A 16,514-nucleotide genomic window follows, 5' to 3' on the forward strand; every position below is an offset into this window, starting at 1 on the left:
AGCCGATGGTCTGTACTGGCCGGCGCCGCGGATTGTTCGTCATGCGCCTGAATTAAATGTGACTGCTGGGTCGCTGGCGTCGCCAGACAAAGGAGACCAGCGTGGGGTGCATTCCCGGTCCGCTGAACTAACGTTGAACTTACAGGTTGCGTTGCCGGTCAGGTCCCGCGACTGCCCAAGTCGAATTCCAAGCCAGAATGGAGCGAAAAAATGGCGTTCTTTACAGCTGCCAGCAAAGCCGATTTTCAGCAACAACTGAAAGTGGCCCTGGCACAGCATGTCGACGAGAAACTCCTGCCACAAGTGGGGCTCTTCGCCGAACAGTTTTTCGGAATCGTCGCATTGCCCGAGCTGACTCAGCGGCGCATGACCGACCTGGTTGGCTCGACGCTGGCCAGTTGGCGTCTGCTGGAGCGCTTCGACCCGAGCAGCCCTGTCGTTCAGGTATTCAACCCCGATTATGAAAAGCACGGTTGGCAGTCGACCCACAGCGTGGTCGAGGTGCTGCACCCGGATATGCCCTTTCTGGTCGACTCGGTGCGCATGGAACTGACCCGTCGTGGCTATGCCATTCACACCCTGCAGAACAGCGTGCTGCAAGTCCGCCGGGACGGAGACGGCAGCTTGGTCGAATTGCTGCCCAAGGGCAGCTCAGGTGAAGGCAGCGAAGCCGAGTCGTTGATCTTCGTTGAAATCGATCGCTGCGCCAATGCCGCAGCTCTGCATGAACTGGAGCAGTCGCTGCATGGCGTGCTAGCTGAAGTACGCCTGGCCGTCACCGATTTTCCGACGATGAAGGCGAAGGCCGAAGAGCACCATGCCCGCCTGGCGATGCTGCAAACGGCTGATGATGCGCAACTGGCTGAAAGCATGGAATTCATGCGCTGGCTGGCTGACGATCATTTCACCTTCCTCGGATACGAAGAGTTCACGGTTGTCGACCAGGGCGAGGGCGGCCGCATTATATATGACGAGGCGTCGCTGCTAGGTCTGTCGCGCCATCTACGCACAGGCCTTGAAGCAGATGATCAACTGATCATGCCGCCGGCCTTGGCCTATCTGCGCGAGCCGCTGCTGCTGTCATTCGCCAAGGCGGCTACTCCGAGCCGGGTGCACCGGCCGGCTTATCCGGATTTCGTCTCCATTCGTGAATTCGACGAGCAAGGGCGGGTTATCCGTGAGTGCCGCTTCCTCGGGCTGTTCACGTCCTCGGTCTACACACAGAGCGTGCGGCGAATCCCTTATATTCGGAGCAAGGTAGCGGAGGTGATCGAGCGGTCGCAGTTCGATGATTCGGCGCATCTGGCCAAGGAGCTGACTCAGGTATTGGAAGTGTTGCCGCGCGACGAGTTGTTCCAGATGACGCTCGATCAGCTGTTCAGCACCGCTATCGCCATCGTGCAAATCCAGGAGCGCAACAAGCTGCGCCTGTTCCTGCGCATCGATCCGTATGGGCGTTTCTGCTACTGCCTGGCCTATGTCCCCCGCGACAGTTATTCGACCGAGACGCGCCTGCGTATCCAGCAGGTGCTGGTGGACCGCCTGGAAGCCAGCGGCTGTGAATTTTCCACCTACTTCTCCGAGTCCGTTTTGATCCGCGTGCAGTTCCTGCTGCGTCTGGATCCGAACAAGCAGGTGCAGTTCGATCCGGTCCAGTTGGAAAACGAGGTGGTTCAGGCCTGCCGAACCTGGCAAGACGACTACTCGAACGTGGTCATCGAGCGTTTTGGCGAAGCCCAGGGTACCGGCATTCTCGCCGACTTCCCTAAAGGCTTCCCGGCTGGATATCGGGAGCGTTTCGCGCCGCAATCGGCGGCTGTTGATATGCAGCACGTGCTTAGCCTCAGCGGGCAACGGCCGTTGGTGATGAGCTTCTATCAGCCGATCACGGCGATGGAAAACCGCCTGCACTGCAAGCTCTATCACCTGGATACACCGCTGCCGTTGTCCGACATGTTGCCGATCCTGGAGAACCTGGGGCTACGGGTTCTGGGTGAGTTTCCCTTCCATCTACGGCGCAAGGATGGCCGTGAATACTGGATCCACGATTTCGCGTTCACCTATGCAGAAGGGCTCGAGATCGATCTGATGGAGATCAACGAGCCGCTGCAGGACGCGTTTATTGCCATCAATAACGGCCAGGCGGAAAATGACGCGTTCAACAGGCTGGTACTGACCGCAGGGCTCACCTGGCGCGAAGTCGCGCTGTTGCGCGCCTACGGCCGGTACCTCAAGCAGATTCGCATGGGCTTCGATCTGGGCTATATCGCCAGCGCTTTGCTCAACCACACCGACATCGCACGCGAACTGGTGCGGCTGTTCAAGATGCGGTTCTACCTGGCGCGCAAACTCGGCGAAGAGGACCTCGCTGATAAACAGGCGCGGCTGGAGCAGGCCATCATCACGGCTTTGGATGATGTGGCGGTGCTCAACGAGGACCGCATCCTGCGGCGCTATCTGGCGCTGATCAAGGCAACGCTGCGAACCAACTTCTATCAGGCCGATGCCAGCGGCAAACCGAAGAGCTATTTCAGCTTCAAGCTAGACTCGCGGTCGATTCCAGAGATGCCGCGCCCGGCGCCGAAATTCGAAATATTCGTCTATTCACCACGTGTGGAAGGCGTACACCTGCGAGGCGGCAAAGTCGCGCGAGGCGGCTTGCGCTGGTCCGATCGGGAAGAGGACTACCGCACCGAGGTGCTAGGACTGGTTAAGGCGCAGCAGGTGAAGAACGCCATCATCGTGCCGGGGGGCGCCAAGGGTGGTTTCGTGCCACGTCGTCTGCCTACCAACGGCTCGCGCGATGAGGTGCTGGCCGAGGGCATCGCTTGCTATCGAATCTTTATCAGCGGCCTGCTGGACATCACCGATAACCTCAAAGAAGGCATCGTCGTACCGCCTGTCAACGTACTGCGCTACGACGAGGATGATCCTTACCTAGTGGTTGCCGCTGACAAGGGCACCGCAACCTTTTCCGACATTGCCAATGGCATCGCTGCGGAGTACGACTTCTGGTTGGGCGACGCCTTCGCATCGGGTGGTTCTGCTGGCTACGACCATAAAAAGATGGGCATCACCGCTAAGGGCGCCTGGGTCTCGGTGCAGCGGCACTTCCGCGAGCGGGGCATCGATGTCCAGCGCGACAACGTCAGCGTGATTGGCATTGGAGACATGGCTGGCGATGTGTTCGGCAACGGCTTGCTGATGTCGGAAACCTTGCAGCTGGTAGCCGCTTTCAACCATCTGCATATCTTCATCGATCCCGACCCGGACGCTGCGCGCAGCTTTGTCGAGCGGCAGCGTCTGTTCGATATGCCGCGCTCATCCTGGACCGATTACGATTCTTCGTTGATTTCCGCTGGCGGTGGCGTGTTTCCCCGTTCAGCCAAGCGTATCGCGATCACGCCACAGATGAAGGCCCGGTTCGAGATCGAGGCGGATCAGCTGACCCCAGCCGAACTGATTCATGCATTGCTCAAGGCGCCGGTCGATTTGCTATGGAACGGCGGCATTGGCACCTATGTGAAGAGCACGGCGGAGACCCATGCTGACGTTGGGGACAAGGCCAACGACATCCTGCGGGTCAACGGGAACGAGCTGCGTGCCAAGGTCATCGGCGAAGGCGGCAACCTGGGCATCACCCAGTTGGGGCGCGTCGAGTATTGCTTGCAGGGCGGCGCGGCAAATACGGACTTCATTGACAATGCCGGTGGGGTGAACTGCTCCGACCACGAGGTCAACATCAAGATTCTCCTCAATGAGATCGTCAGTGCTGGAGACATGACCGGCAAGCAGCGCGACCAGTTGCTGTTCGAGATGACCGACGCCGTGGCCGAACTGGTGCTGCACGACAACTACAAGCAGACCCAGGCACTATCGCAGGCCGAACGTCGCGCCCATGAGAGCGGCAGTGAATACAAGCGACTGATCAGTTCCCTTGAAGCTGACGGTTTGCTGGATCGCGCGCTTGAGTTTTTGCCGAGCGACGAGGTGCTGGCCGAGCGCGCAAACCTGGGCAAGGGATTGACGCGACCTGAGCTGTCGGTGCTGATTTCATACAGCAAGATCGAACTGAAGGAGGCGCTTCTGCAGTCTCGCGTGCCGGACGATGCCTATCTTGCTCGGGAGATGGAAAGCGCATTCCCGCAGCTGCTAGCCGAGCAGTATCGCGCGGCGATGCTGCAACACCGTCTCAAGCGCGAGATTGTCAGCACGCAGATCGCCAACGACCTGATCAATAACATGGGGATCACCTTCGTTCAGCGGCTCAGAGAGGCGACTGGCCTGAGTGCCGCCAACGTTGCGGGTGCTTATGTAATTGTGCGGGACATCTTCCATCTACCCCATTGGTTCCGCCAGATCGAAGCGCTCGATTACAAGGTCCCGTCCGAATTGCAGCTCAACCTCATGGATGAACTGATGCGGCTGGGTCGGCGAGCGACACGCTGGTTCCTGCGCAACCGTCGAAGCGAGCTGGACGCTGCACGTGACGTTGGGCACTTCGGGCCGCGTGTCGCGGCGCTCGGGTTAAAGCTCGATGAGCTGTTGCAGGGCGGAACACGCGAGCTCTGGCAGGCGCGTTACGAGCGGTACACCGACGCCGGGGTCCCCGAGTTGTTGGCGCGAATGGTGGCCGGCACCAATCATCTCTATACGCTGCTTCCAATCCTGGAAGCAGCTGATGAAACCGGGCAGCCACCTGCCGACGTTGCCGCGGCTTACTTCGCGGTCGGCGGCGCGTTGGAGTTGCCTTGGTACCTTCAGCAGGTGACGGGTCTGCCGGTGGACAACAACTGGCAAGCCCTGGCTCGGGAAAGCTTCCGCGATGATTTGGACAGTCAGCAGCGCGCCATTACGGTATCGGTGTTGCAGATGGCCGAGGCGCCTGAAAACCTAGATGCACGCGTTCAGCTTTGGCTGGAGCAACGGGAATATCAGGTCGAGCGTTGGCGGCGAATGCTGGTCGAGCTGCGCAGTGCCAGCAGTGTGGATTACGCCATGTACGCTGTTGCCGGTCGCGAGCTACAAGACCTCGCGCTGGAAAGTGCGAGACGCTAGGTGCGATTTACCGCCGGGTTTCCTGGCGGTTGATTTCGTCTGAGATGAAACGCCGGTGCCTTGTGCATCGGCGTTTTTTATTCAGCTGCAAATGGTGCCGGTCGGTGAGGGGGTTGCCTGAGCTCTGTCGCAGTTGCGTCGGATAGGTCAATCCGCTTGTAGCGTCCGGTTGCCGAGGCGGAAACGCGTGATCTGCGGCAAGTCGCGCAAGTAGCGAACCATATCCGGAGCGCCGGCGAGCTTGAGTCCTTCTCCCAAGGCATTCGCAGCGGGTTGCGCCTTGTCCAGCAAGAGCAGCTCGGAGTTATTAGCGTTGCGCAGCAGCGTCAAGCGCGCATAAGGAATCTTCGCTTCGAGCAGCAGCCCCATGAATCCTCGGTCGCTCCACGCTTGTGCTGGCATGGTGACGGCGTGGTAGTCACTATCGAGGGCCTGTAGACCGGCTGCATCGAGCCGGTAATCGGTAAGTTCGCAGGGAAGGTTGACCTCGAGCCCCCGCAGCCGTGCATAAGCGATTGCACAGGCGAAGGCCTCGGCATGGTGCTCGCCACTCCAGTAAATCCGCTCGCCGAGCCAGCTGGCTTGACGAAGCTCGATTGGGGCCTGTTCGTTGTAGCCTGGCAGCGCAGCGGTGATGGTCCGTATGAAATCCTTGTAGCTGATCACGCGTAACTGGCGACAAGCGGGTGTAGCGGCCAGTGCTTCGAAGGTCGGGTAGACTGCTCCGTCAGTACTTTGCCCACCGAGACCGTCAACCTGACGTAAGTCGAGCGATGGATAAGCGCTCTGTTCCTGACGCACGAGCCGCGTCAACGCAGCGTGAGCCTTGGCCTTGTCTTCCTGAATCGGGCCAGATAGGGCGCTTCTCGGTAGATCAGCGAATCGCTGCAGGCAAGGGCCGTCGTGCCAGAAGATGCTCGGCGCCGGCTCGGAGAGCGGGGCAAAGGGTAAGCTGATCTGGCTGGCGTGCTCGAGGACCTGGCGCGGCGATTTGCCGGTCAATCCAAGGCGTTGGGCAAATCTGACGATTCGTGAAGTCACGGGCGGCATCGGCTCGGGCAGACTCATCATGGTAGATGAACGCATAGGGCAACGGTCGAAGTGTGGCAGAGCCGTCCACGCTGTGCACCGTATTTGCCGAGCTTTTCTACGTCGAGTTCGGCAACGAACAGCAGTGATAGGTCACTGCTAGAGAGCCGGTATGGCAAAATCGCTGCGCTGATCAATGAGGGAGCCTCCATGCCAAGCCTCTTGCTGGATATTGCACTGCCCGCCGATAAGCTGCTGGCGGTCTATCAGGGGCGCGCCAATCGTATCCTGATCAAAAGCCGGGAAGGGAAGAGCGTCAGCTTGCCGGCACATCATCTGCGACCCTTTCTGACAACTGCCGGTGTGTTTGGTTCATTCGAGATGGAGTTTGCTCCGGAAGGCAAGTTGATTCGTTTGCGCCGACTCGAATAGACGTCTTTCTTTGAATGATCCAGATCAGGGCGCTACGTTGCGCCCGCTGTGAGTAATGCCCGCCTGCTATACTCTCGCGCCACACTTTCCAGGATCTAGGCTGCGTATGTATAACCTGGCCCGCCAGCTGCTTTTCAAGTTTACGCCTGAGACGTCCCATGAACTGTCGCTTGATCTTATCGGCGCGGGCGGCCGTTTAGGCCTTAACGCCATGCTGAACAAGGCACCGGCCAGTTTGCCGGTGCGGGTGATGGGATTGGATTTCCCTAACCCGGTGGGACTGGCGGCCGGACTGGATAAGAACGGCGAGGCGATTTGCGGGATGTCGCAGCTCGGATTCGGGTTTGTCGAAGTGGGTACTGTGACGCCAAGGCCGCAACCTGGTAATCCAAAGCCGCGCATTTTTCGGCTGCCCGAGGCCGAAGCCATCATAAATCGTATGGGTTTCAACAATCACGGCGTCGATGCCTTGCTGGAGCGGGTCGATGCGGCTCGTTTCAAGGGCATCCTGGGTATCAACATCGGCAAGAATTTCGACACGCCGGTCGAACGCGCTCAGGATGATTACCTGTTGTGCCTGGACAAGGTCTATCACCAGGCGAGTTACGTCACTGTGAACGTCAGTTCGCCCAATACACCGGGGCTGCGCAGCCTGCAGTTCGGTGACTCGCTCAAGCAGTTGCTTGACGCGCTAGGCCAGCGCCGCGAAGACCTCGAAGTGCTTCATGGTAAGCGTGTGCCGCTGGCCATCAAGATCGCGCCGGATATGACCGACGAGGAAACCAGGCTGGTTGCCGAAGCGGTATTCCAGGCCGGAATGGATGCAGTTATCGCGACCAACACGACGCTGAGTCGTGACGGTGTGGCAGGGCTTGCCCATGCCGATGAGGCGGGCGGGCTTTCCGGTGCTCCGGTGCGAGAAAAGAGCACCCACACCGTCAGGGTGTTGGCCGAAACCTTGGCGGGCCGCCTGCCTATCATTGCCGTTGGTGGGATCACGCAAGGGCGCCACGCGGCAGAAAAAATCGAGGCCGGAGCAAGTCTGGTCCAGCTTTACACGGGTTTTATATACAAGGGGCCAGCGCTGATTCGCGAGGCTGTAGACGCCATCGCTGCACTGCAATCTCGGAAGGAAACGAATCGTTAAGCTGTTCTTCGGTGGGGCTCCCGATGGGAGCCCCGGGCTTCAAGCCCGCCGCCCGGATGGGGCGTGCCAGTCGAAGTCGGTGTGATTGTGTCAGCCGACCGCGTGAAGTTCGTTCAGTCGGTGGATACCGGCCGCGCCGGTCAGACCGTCCCAGTTGTCGCCGCGACCCTCCCGCCAGCCGTTAATCCAGGCTTGGCGTACTTCGGGATGAGAAAAAGGACAGAGATCGCGAGATTTACCGTGTATGCCATGCTGATAACCGCGTAGAAATGCTCGTTCCATCGGATCACGCTTGAGTCTTCTCATTGGGTATTGCCCTCAGTGGTTGACTGGTGTTTCCGTTGTCCTCATGGCGAGGTTGGCAGATAGACTGCCGGTGAAGCCCGCTGCCGGCGTGGCGGGTTCTTCCGGCATCGTTGCGATGCCGGGCTGAGTCGAGTTCTAACCCAATGACTGCAAAGCGGGAATGATCGTTTTGTAATAAGTAGGTCACCAAATCGTAGCACCGCCTATAAGGCAGGCAGGGAGCGCTCCCGGCGCTGCCGATGTTGTACCGCAGCGTCTGCTTCGCGACGAAAGACAGTCGGAAACCGCGCGATATATCGAATCGAGATTCGGAAGGCTGCCCAACCGAATCGAATAATTGACTGGACATGACATGACTGATCGCCACGAACTTATCCTCACGTGTCCTAAAGGACTCGAAGGCCTGCTGCTCGAAGAAGCCAAAGAGCTCGGGCTCGAGGAGACGCGTGAGCAAACCGCTGCAATTCGCGGCTATGCCAGCATGGAGGTTGCCTATCGGTTGTGTCTCTGGTCTCGGCTGGCTAACCGAGTACTGCTGGTGATCGAGCGCTTCGCCACGGTGAACGCCGAAACGCTGTATGAAGGTGTGCACCAAGTCGACTGGTCAGAGCATCTCGCGGCGACCGGTAGCCTGGCGGTTGAATTCAGCGGTCATGGATCTGGCATCGACAATACTCACTTCGGCGCGCTCAAGGTTAAGGATGCCATCGTCGATCGACTCCGTACGGCGACCGGCGAACGCCCCAGTGTCGATAAGTTGAATCCGGACCTGCGTGTCCATCTGCGTTTGGATCGTGGGCAGGCGGTGCTATCTCTGGATCTGTCCGGACACAGCCTGCATCAGCGCGGCTACCGTCTCCAGCAGGGCGCGGCGCCGTTGAAGGAGAACCTCGCAGCCGCCGTACTGATTCGTGCGGGCTGGCCTCGCATTGCTGCTGCTGGCGGCGCTCTAACCGACCCGATGTGTGGCGTCGGCACCTTTCTTGTCGAAGGCGCAATGATGGCGGCTGATATTGCGCCTAATCTCCGCCGCGAACGTTGGGGATTCAGTGCCTGGCTCGGTCATGTGCCGGCACTGTGGAACCGTCTGCATGCCGAAGCACAGGCGCGTGCCGAAGCGGGCATGGCCAAACCGCCGTTATGGATACGTGGCTACGAGGCCGACCCACGCCTAATCCAACCGGCGAAGAACAATATAGAGCGGGCGGGGCTGGCGAGTTGGATCCGTGTCTATCAGGGTGATGTGGCGACGTTCGAGCCTCGGCCTGATCAGAATCAGAAAGGCCTGGTCATCTGCAATCCTCCGTATGGCGAGCGTCTGGGCGATGAGGCGAGTCTGGTTTATCTCTACCAGAACCTCGGTGAGCGACTGCGACAGGCCTGCCTCGGCTGGGAAGCGGCGGTGTTGACCTCCGCACCGGAGCTGGGCAAGCGCATGGGCATCCGCAGCCACAAGCAATACGCCTTCTGGAACGGTGCGCTGCCTTGCAAATTGTTGTTGATTAAGGTCGAACTGGACCAGTTCGTCACTGGCCAACGTCCATCCGCCACCACTGAACAACAGAACGAAGACAAACCTGTGCAGGAGTTGGCGCGCCTCAGTGAAGGCGGCCAAATGTTCGCTAACCGGCTGCAGAAAAATCTGAAGCTCCTGGGCAAGTGGGCTCGCAAGCAAGGTATCCAGTGCTACCGCCTGTACGATGCCGACATGCCCGAATATGCCCTGGCGATCGATCTATATGGCGACTGGGTGCATGTGCAGGAATATGCGCCGCCGCGCTCGATTGACCCTGAGAAAGCCCAGGCGCGACTGTACGACGCGTTGGGCGCCATCCCTCAGGCGCTGGGCATTTCCCAGGACCGTGTTGTGGTCAAGCGTCGTGAGCGCCAGAGTGGAACGCGGCAGTACGAGCGTCAGGCCAGTCAGGGAACCTTTCTTGAAGTCACAGAGGGCGATGTCAAGCTATTGGTGAATCTCACCGACTACCTCGATACCGGGTTGTTTCTTGACCATCGGCCGATGCGTCAACGTATCGCGCGCGAGGCGGCTGGCAAGCGTTTCTTGAACCTGTATTGCTACACCGCAACTGCAACCGTTCACGCGGCCAAGGGCGGCGCTCGCAGCACGACCAGTGTTGATCTGTCGAAAACCTATCTGGATTGGGCGCGACGCAATCTGGCACTGAATGGTCTGTCAGATCGACAACGTCTGGAGCAGGCTGACGTTATGGCCTGGCTAGAGGAGGATCGTGGCGAATACGATCTGATCTTTATCGACCCGCCGACGTTCTCCAACTCGAAGCGCATGGAAGGGGTGTTCGATGTCCAGCGCGATCATGTCGCTTTGCTCGACCTGGCGATGGCGAGATTGGCTGCTGGCGGCACGCTGTATTTTTCCAACAACTTCCGCAAGTTCGTACTCGACGCGGGCGTGGCCGAGCGCTACGCCGTGGAAGAAATCACCAGTGCCACTCTGGACGAGGATTTTCGCCGCAACAGCAAGATCCATCGTGCCTGGAAACTGCAGGCTCGCTGATAGACGGTGGGGTGGGCGCCGCTGCGTTGCGGTCCCAGCGCAGCGCACGAGTGATGCCTGAGGCGGTTACCTAACGTTGCTGCCGTAAGTCCAGCGTCGGCGGAGTCCTCCGACGCCAGCACTTAATTGACTAACGTTGCGCGGTATTCTCGTTGGCCGGGCGGTTGTACAGACTCACCAGTACCTGATCCAGCACCGAGGAAGCGCCCCACGGCCGAGGATGGTTGAGTATCGCGACGACGGCCCAGGTATTGCCGTCGTTGTCGCGGCTATAACCTGCAATTGCGCGCACTGTGTTCAGCGTTCCGGTCTTGACATGCGCCTTGCCGGCAACCCCTGTATTGCGCAAGCGCTTGCGCATGGTGCCGTCCACCGCGGCCAGCGGCATGGATGATATGAACTCTGCCGCGTATGGGCTTTTCCAAGCGGCTTGTAGCAGGCTAGCCAGTTCGCGTGCGCTGACGCGTTCGGCCCGCGACAGGCCGGATCCGTTCTCGATGACCAAGTGCGGCGAAATCAAACCCTTTTTCGCCAGCCACTGGCGGATGACCCGCTGCGCGGCCATGGAATCATCTGCATCCGCTTCGTTACGGAATTCGGCGCCCAAACTCAGGAACAACTGCCTCGCCATGGTGTTGTTACTGTACTTGTTGATGTCGCGAATGATCTCGACCAGATCTGGCGAGTAGGCTCGTGCGATCATCTTTGCATCCTTGGCCACCGGCGCTACTCGATCCTCGCCGAGAATAGTGCCGCCAAGCTCCTTCCAGATCGCCCGGACCGCACCGGCGGCGTAGCGCTGGTGGTCGAGTACTGACAGGTAAGTCTGTCCGCTGCATCCAGCCGGCAGCTTGCCGGTGACGACCACGGTTACCCCATTACCGTTTTCGATCGGGTTGTAGCGGATGTCCGGCCATCCCGGGCATTTGGCTTTTGGCAATGCCTGAATGCGATTGTCGATCTGAACGGTGGCGATTGGCGGCTCAACCAAGACTTTGACGTTGCCGCCATCGTTGCGGGCGATGAAGCGAAGTGCCTTGAGGTTGACCAAAAGTGCATCTGGTCCGACCAGGAAAGGCTTGTTCTTGTCATTGCCATCGTCGTCGAAGACCGGCAACGTCGGTTGCACGAAATGGCTGCGGTCGAGGACAAGATCGCCCGTCACGGTCTCTACGCCGTTGGCGCGCAGGTCTCGCAGCAACAACCAGAGCTTTTCCATGTTGAGCTTCGGATCACCGCCGCCCTTGAGGTAAAGGTTGCCATTCAGCGTGCCGTTCTCAATCGGTCCGTCAGCATAGAACTCCGTCTTCCACTGGTGGTTAGGACCCAGCAGTTCCAATGCGGCGTACGTCGTGACCAGCTTCATGGTCGAGGCTGGGTTAACCGAGACGTCCGCATTGACGAACGTCGGTGATCCGGTGCCGTTGAGCGGTAGCATGACGACGGATAGCGCGCTGTTCTCGATCTTGTTTGCCTTGAGCGCCTGCGCCACGCGGGGCGGTAAGGTTTGATTGACGGTTTCGGCGAAGGCGGGAAACGCCAGCGGCAGCGCTAGCGCGGCAGCGGCGACACGGGAGAGGAACTGGCTAATCGCGCCGCTCCGATTGACTGGGGCAGACAGACTCGAGATCAATGGCATATAGAGGTTCCCTACAGCGTTCAGGGAAGAATGGCGGGCCATTATGCCCACGTCCGAGAAGTGTCGTGCTTCTCATCCGACAAGCGTAGACGTCTGGCTCCCTTCCCTGCAAATAAAGACTTAGCGAGCTGTCGCCGTTTCGGAAATATTGGTCTAGCAGGCCGGCCCGGCAATCGCACTAGCCGTCCGTTGCTGTTAGAGTGCGCGCCGTTATTATCGTTATGTAAGGACCGAATCAATGGCTACCAATCGCTCGCGTCGTTTGCGCAAAAAACTTTGTGTCGATGAATTCCAGGAATTGGGTTTCGAGGTCAGTCTGACCTACCGTGATGGTCTCGAAGCCAAGGCGGTCGATGCGTTTCTGGAAGCCTTCCTGAACGAAGCCATCGAGATCAACGGTCTGGGCTATATTGGCGGCGAAGATTACGGTTTCGTCTGCCTGGCCAGTCGCGGCTCGGTCAATGAAGAGCAGCGCGGTCAGGTAGAGGCTTGGCTCAAGGGCCGCGAAGAACTGTCCGAATTCAACGTGAGCCCGTTGATGGACGTTTGGTACCCGGAAAACGAGATCAACGCTAAGGCGTGATCGAATCATCCCTGCCCTGATCGGTTGCGGCTGGATGCCTGGATTTGCGCAACGCAATCCGGGTAACCAGCCGGCGCAGTAAGTACATGAGTAAGGTAACAGCCAGCGCCACGCCCACGCCAATGGCGGCATTAATCAGACGCAGCTGTGGCAAACCCCAATCTTGCGCCAACGTTTCGGCCAGCAGAACGAAGCTCAAGGTTGTCTGCAGAACGAATAACCCATAGTGGTGCGATTGGAATGCCCGGCTGAGCATTACCAACGGCAGCATGATCATGACCATCATGGGTGGATCGGCCAGGCTGTGGCCCATATAGATCAACACCGCAGCTGCACAGAAGATCCCGATGCTGGCTTGCAGGGCGCGAACGAAGCTGCGCTGAAGGTCCATCTGCAGAGTGGTGAACACCGCAAGCGTCAGCCAGTAGCCTCGGGGCAGATCTGCCAGGGTTACAATCAGGCCGCCAATCGCTGCTGCCAGGACGTAGCTAATCGCGTGCAGCCGCCACTGGCGAATGGGTGTGCGCCGTGCTCGGCGGCGCAAGACTTTCAACAAGCTCAACAGTCGTGGCATATACGGCCACATACGCAAGCCATGCATGCCTCGAAGACCGAACGCTAGAAGAGTGACCCAAAGGCCGCCCAGCGCGAACAGCGCGGCAATCGCCTGAGGATTGTTGAAATCGCCAACGCCATGCTGGCCCTGACCCAGACACAAGCAGATGGCCAGACCTATCCCGAGCTTACCGGCCTCGCTGCCATATCGTTGCAGCCATGCTAGCAACAGGCCGTAAAAGGCAAACAGGCCGAGACTGATCAGGGGGTGTGTCGCTGACCAGAAGCCGAGCCCGGCGCTACCGGCGCCAAGCCCAATCAAGAGCAGCATTCGCAGCATGCCGAGGCGGTGGAGCGGGTTCGCCTTTGCCGCCTGGAATGCACCAACCGTCGCCCACAGGAAGCCGGGATGCCCGCTAAACAGTCCCAGCAGCAAGGGCAGGGCGCAACCCAGACCAGCGACTGCGGCAGCACCCCAGGCGGGGCGCCCAGGCTGCCAGCCGACATACTTCCATAGCGACTTCTTCATCAGACTCACGTCGGGCTCGAGCGTCCGGTCATTTCGCTGGCCATCTCGGTCGCGTAGCTGTCAGTCATGCCTGCGATGAAGTCGATCATTCGAACAAACGATTGATACAGCGGCCAGTCAGGATCTGGTGCGTTGTTTCCTAGCAGATCCAGGATGCGGCGATTCTTGAACGATAGTGTGCGACCCCCGTGTTGCTCCAGTGCTGCCCCACAGAAGGCGTTGAGCAGTATTTCGAGTGTCGTATAGGCGCCAATCTCGTGCAGTGTCTTGCGCTTGTCTTGGAAAATCTTTTCCCGGGCCATAGCCTTGGCCTGCAGGACGCATTGCTTGGCTGGGCCATGCATATGCTCGACCAAATCTCCAGTAAGCTGACCGGTCAGCAACGCCTGCTGTTGTTCGACGAAAGCTTCCGCGGCGGCATTGGTGAGATGCTCAATGGCCTTGCCCCTGAGGATCGCCAGCTTGCGCCGACGTGAGCCTTCTGGGCCCAGCTGCCGGTAGGTTTCAGGCACGTCGTCGCCCACCAGGTTCAAAAGTAGGGCTTCAACCTCGCCATACTCCAGAAGGTCCATCTCAAGCCCATCTTCGAGATCGATTAGCCCATAGCAAATATCGTCAGCAGCCTCCATTAGATAGACCAGGGGGTGACGCGCCCAGCGTTGCTCGTCCAGCTTTGGAAGGTCGAGCTTAGCGGCGATCTGCTCCAGTAATGGCAGCTCGCTCTGGTAGCAACCGAACTTGTGTTTCTTGTAGCCAAGCGCCTCTGCATGACGCGATGTCCAGGGGTACTTGAGGTAAGTTCCCAGCGTCGCGTAGGTCAGGCGTGTGCCGCCATCGAACTGGTGGTACTCGAGCTGAGTGAGCACCCGGAAGCCTTGAGCGTTGCCCTCGAAATTGAGAAAATCCGCGCGTTCGGCATTGCTCATGTCATCCAGCCAACCACGTGCGGCAGCCTGTTGAAACCAATGGCGGATGGCATCCTCTCCGGAGTGGCCGAACGGTGGATTGCCGATATCGTGAGCCAAACAGGCGGACTGGATCACCATGCCGAGGTCTGCTGGGCTGCACCACTCTGGCATGTCATCGCGAAGCACTTCACCCACGCGCATGCCGAGTGAGCGGCCAACGCAGCTCACCTCCAACGAATGGGTAAGGCGTGTGTGTATATGGTCGTTGCTTGATACCGGATGCACCTGGGTTTTGCGCCCAAGCCGGCGGAACGCACCGGAAAAGATGATCCTGTCGTGGTCCTTGTGGAACGGACTCCGACCAAGCTCTTCATTGCTGCGTACAGATTTTCCGAGCCGCTCACGATTGAGCAGCGTGTGCCAGTCCAAAGAGCAACCTCCTTGATGTCGCCAGTGGGGGCGGCTTGCTCAGCGGATCAGATTCCTCTGCACGCACAACTGAGCAGCCTAATAACCATCCTGTAGAAGGCTGCCAGCCTACAGGAGTTGCTGGCCGCGAGACCATCAGCATTTAGCTGGGAGGCGTATCACCTGAGTCACGCACAAAAACCATGTCTACGGCTAGTGCCGCAGCCTGCGGATTAGGGGGTAGAGCATTATGCCCACCCTGGCCAGTTTGCCGACCTTGCCCAGTCGACGGCCGAAGAGGGTAAGCCCCACAGTCGCGGCAATCATCAGTGGGCCTTTCCCGCTATGGTTCTCCGAGCCCATGCCACGACTCGCGACCATTCCCTTGATTCGTTGGAAAGGATGGACTAACGGCTGTGAGTGATACAGGACTTGTTGGCGGTTCATTTCCATGCGCAAGCGAACCAGGTCCTTGCGCATGGCTAGATCGCCGGAGCTGCTGAGTGGAAGGCTCATGGCAGTAAACGCTCCCGGTTGCGGGCCAATTCTTCGACCGTCGCTTGAAAAGGCGAGACGCTTTCTTTGGCAAGACGTATGGCGCGGCTGATACAGACGGCAAGCACAGCCGCATAGATAGCGCAGAGAACCAGAATCGCCGCGATAGGGTTGCTGTCCCAAAAGGCAATCACGATTGCCGCCGACAGCCCAACGAGAATCAGCAACCCAAGGATCAAGCTGAGACTGGCCAGAAGGAACAGCTTGAACACTCGCGCCCGCTCTTCCTGAATCTCAATTCCGATGAGTTCCAGATGCCCTTGTACGAGGCCAGCAACCGCGCTGCCCATCTTTTTGATGGACGGCGCAGGGGCGTCATCAGCGTGTCTGGTTTCCATTGGATCCGTTCCCCACATTATTAGCGGCGGGTAATCAGGCCGAAGAGAAAGCCAACTCCCGCCGCAATACCGATCGATTGCCATGGGTGAGTATGAACATACTCCTCGGTGCATTGGATGGCGGCCTGGCCCTGTTCCTTCAGCGTGCCTTCCTGATCCTTAAGCATCTGGCGGGCCCGACTGAGGTTGGCGTTGATCTTACCGCGGAGCTCCTCAGTCTGGGTGCCGGCAGTATCCTGCGTGTGTTTCAACAGGCGCTCGGTATCGCCTATGAGGGTGTGGAATTCTTCGATGAGCGCATTCTGAGCTGCCTGCAGATTGCGACGATGAGCGGACTTGTCGATCAGGGACGAGCTGTGGGTTTCGGTTGTTCCGTCAGGGATTGGCGTGTTGTCGCTGGTGCCGAAAGTCGATTCGGTAGACATCTGCAGTTCCTCTTGAGTCTCGCAGGGACGTTAGGTCCGATGCTTAGGGTTTCGAGCGTGCAGGCG

13 protein-coding genes are annotated in these 16,514 nt (G+C 59.0%); 5 read left to right on the top strand and 8 right to left on the bottom strand.

The features are described 5' to 3' along the window. The first annotated feature begins 210 nt into the window (after positions 1-210). A complete protein-coding gene (locus ACQKEK_RS16735) occupies positions 211-5,058 on the top strand; it encodes an NAD-glutamate dehydrogenase (protein WP_499143826.1) in 4,848 nt (1,615 codons plus the stop codon). A gap of 147 nt (positions 5,059-5,205) precedes the next feature. Here the strand turns inward: ACQKEK_RS16735 and ACQKEK_RS16740 are convergent, their stop codons facing one another. Further along, positions 5,206-6,129 (bottom strand): DUF6685 family protein, encoded by a 924-nt coding sequence (locus ACQKEK_RS16740; protein WP_241531187.1) that lies wholly within the window; start codon positions 6,127-6,129, stop codon positions 5,206-5,208. Positions 6,130-6,297: 168 nt separating this feature from the next. Here ACQKEK_RS16740 and ACQKEK_RS16745 point away from each other — a divergent pair, with 168 nt between their 5' ends. Together ACQKEK_RS16745 and ACQKEK_RS16750 are read left to right on the top strand one after the other, a co-directional pair. Then, positions 6,298-6,519, top strand: a complete 222-nt coding sequence (locus ACQKEK_RS16745; protein WP_045431722.1) for a DUF2835 domain-containing protein — start codon at positions 6,298-6,300, stop codon at positions 6,517-6,519. Positions 6,520-6,625: 106 nt separating this feature from the next. Continuing rightward, a complete protein-coding gene (locus ACQKEK_RS16750; RefSeq protein ID WP_128119255.1) occupies positions 6,626-7,666 on the top strand; it encodes a quinone-dependent dihydroorotate dehydrogenase in 1,041 nt (346 codons plus the stop codon). A gap of 90 nt (positions 7,667-7,756) precedes the next feature. Here the strand turns inward: ACQKEK_RS16750 and rmf are convergent, their stop codons facing one another. Continuing rightward, positions 7,757-7,972, bottom strand: a complete 216-nt coding sequence (gene rmf, locus ACQKEK_RS16755) for a ribosome modulation factor (RefSeq protein WP_082082129.1) — start codon at positions 7,970-7,972, stop codon at positions 7,757-7,759. A gap of 352 nt (positions 7,973-8,324) precedes the next feature. On the opposite strand from rmf, the gene rlmKL reads away from it, so the two are divergent. Continuing rightward, positions 8,325-10,508, top strand: a complete 2,184-nt coding sequence (gene rlmKL / locus ACQKEK_RS16760; protein ID WP_499143827.1) for a bifunctional 23S rRNA (guanine(2069)-N(7))-methyltransferase RlmK/23S rRNA (guanine(2445)-N(2))-methyltransferase RlmL — start codon at positions 8,325-8,327, stop codon at positions 10,506-10,508. A 130-nt stretch (positions 10,509-10,638) separates the two neighbouring features. Here rlmKL and dacB read toward each other — a convergent pair whose 3' ends face one another. Next, complete coding sequence (gene dacB, locus ACQKEK_RS16765; RefSeq protein WP_413818234.1) at positions 10,639-12,099, bottom strand: D-alanyl-D-alanine carboxypeptidase/D-alanyl-D-alanine endopeptidase; 1,461 nt, start codon at positions 12,097-12,099, stop codon at positions 10,639-10,641. A 286-nt stretch (positions 12,100-12,385) separates the two neighbouring features. Between dacB and ACQKEK_RS16770 the strand changes: the two genes are divergently transcribed. Next, positions 12,386-12,730, top strand: coding sequence for a YggL 50S ribosome-binding family protein (locus tag ACQKEK_RS16770; protein ID WP_499135969.1), 345 nt, complete (start codon positions 12,386-12,388; stop codon positions 12,728-12,730). Here ACQKEK_RS16770 and ACQKEK_RS16775 read toward each other — a convergent pair. From ACQKEK_RS16775 to ACQKEK_RS16795, 5 genes are all read right to left on the bottom strand, one after another. Then, a complete protein-coding gene (locus ACQKEK_RS16775) occupies positions 12,720-13,814 on the bottom strand; it encodes an FUSC family protein (RefSeq protein ID WP_499143828.1) in 1,095 nt (364 codons plus the stop codon). The two genes, ACQKEK_RS16770 and ACQKEK_RS16775, sit on opposite strands and share 11 nt — an antisense overlap. 5 nt (positions 13,815-13,819) lie before the next feature. Continuing rightward, positions 13,820-15,151 carry a deoxyguanosinetriphosphate triphosphohydrolase gene (locus ACQKEK_RS16780; RefSeq protein ID WP_499143829.1) on the bottom strand — a complete coding sequence of 444 codons (1,332 nt, stop codon included), beginning with the start codon at positions 15,149-15,151 and terminating at the stop codon, positions 13,820-13,822. 192 nt (positions 15,152-15,343) lie between these two features. Beyond that, on the bottom strand, positions 15,344-15,646 hold the full coding sequence (locus ACQKEK_RS16785) for a hypothetical protein (RefSeq protein WP_499143830.1): 303 nt from the start codon (positions 15,644-15,646) through the stop codon (positions 15,344-15,346). Beyond that, on the bottom strand, positions 15,643-16,023 hold the full coding sequence (locus ACQKEK_RS16790) for a phage holin family protein (RefSeq protein WP_128119301.1): 381 nt from the start codon (positions 16,021-16,023) through the stop codon (positions 15,643-15,645). Before ACQKEK_RS16790 ends, ACQKEK_RS16785 begins: the two co-directional genes overlap by 4 nt. Positions 16,024-16,043: 20 nt before the next feature. Beyond that, positions 16,044-16,448 carry an ElaB/YgaM/YqjD family protein gene (locus ACQKEK_RS16795; RefSeq protein ID WP_046162154.1) on the bottom strand — a complete coding sequence of 135 codons (405 nt, stop codon included), beginning with the start codon at positions 16,446-16,448 and terminating at the stop codon, positions 16,044-16,046. Positions 16,449-16,514: the final 66 nt, after the last annotated feature.

Origin of the sequence: Pseudomonas sp. NPDC077408 (assembly GCF_050269105.1) — a bacterium.
Classification (GTDB): Bacteria; Pseudomonadota; Gammaproteobacteria; order Pseudomonadales; family Pseudomonadaceae; genus Stutzerimonas.

What these genes read in the sequence shown, in the direction of transcription:
- ACQKEK_RS16745 (WP_045431722.1), top strand. Translation starts at nt 6,298, where the DNA reads ATGCCAAGCCTCTTGCTGGATATTGCACTGCCCGCCGATAAGCTGCTG.
- ACQKEK_RS16735 (WP_499143826.1), top strand. Translation starts at nt 211, where the DNA reads ATGGCGTTCTTTACAGCTGCCAGCAAAGCCGATTTTCAGCAACAACTG.
- ACQKEK_RS16750 (WP_128119255.1), top strand. Translation starts at nt 6,626, where the DNA reads ATGTATAACCTGGCCCGCCAGCTGCTTTTCAAGTTTACGCCTGAGACG.
- ACQKEK_RS16795 (WP_046162154.1), bottom strand. Translation starts at nt 16,448, where the DNA reads ATGTCTACCGAATCGACTTTCGGCACCAGCGACAACACGCCAATCCCT.
- ACQKEK_RS16790 (WP_128119301.1), bottom strand. Translation starts at nt 16,023, where the DNA reads ATGGAAACCAGACACGCTGATGACGCCCCTGCGCCGTCCATCAAAAAG.
- ACQKEK_RS16740 (WP_241531187.1), bottom strand. Translation starts at nt 6,129, where the DNA reads ATGATGAGTCTGCCCGAGCCGATGCCGCCCGTGACTTCACGAATCGTC.
- rmf (WP_082082129.1), bottom strand. Translation starts at nt 7,972, where the DNA reads ATGAGAAGACTCAAGCGTGATCCGATGGAACGAGCATTTCTACGCGGT.
- ACQKEK_RS16775 (WP_499143828.1), bottom strand. Translation starts at nt 13,814, where the DNA reads ATGAAGAAGTCGCTATGGAAGTATGTCGGCTGGCAGCCTGGGCGCCCC.
- ACQKEK_RS16785 (WP_499143830.1), bottom strand. Translation starts at nt 15,646, where the DNA reads ATGAGCCTTCCACTCAGCAGCTCCGGCGATCTAGCCATGCGCAAGGAC.
- ACQKEK_RS16770 (WP_499135969.1), top strand. Translation starts at nt 12,386, where the DNA reads ATGGCTACCAATCGCTCGCGTCGTTTGCGCAAAAAACTTTGTGTCGAT.
- rlmKL (WP_499143827.1), top strand. Translation starts at nt 8,325, where the DNA reads ATGACTGATCGCCACGAACTTATCCTCACGTGTCCTAAAGGACTCGAA.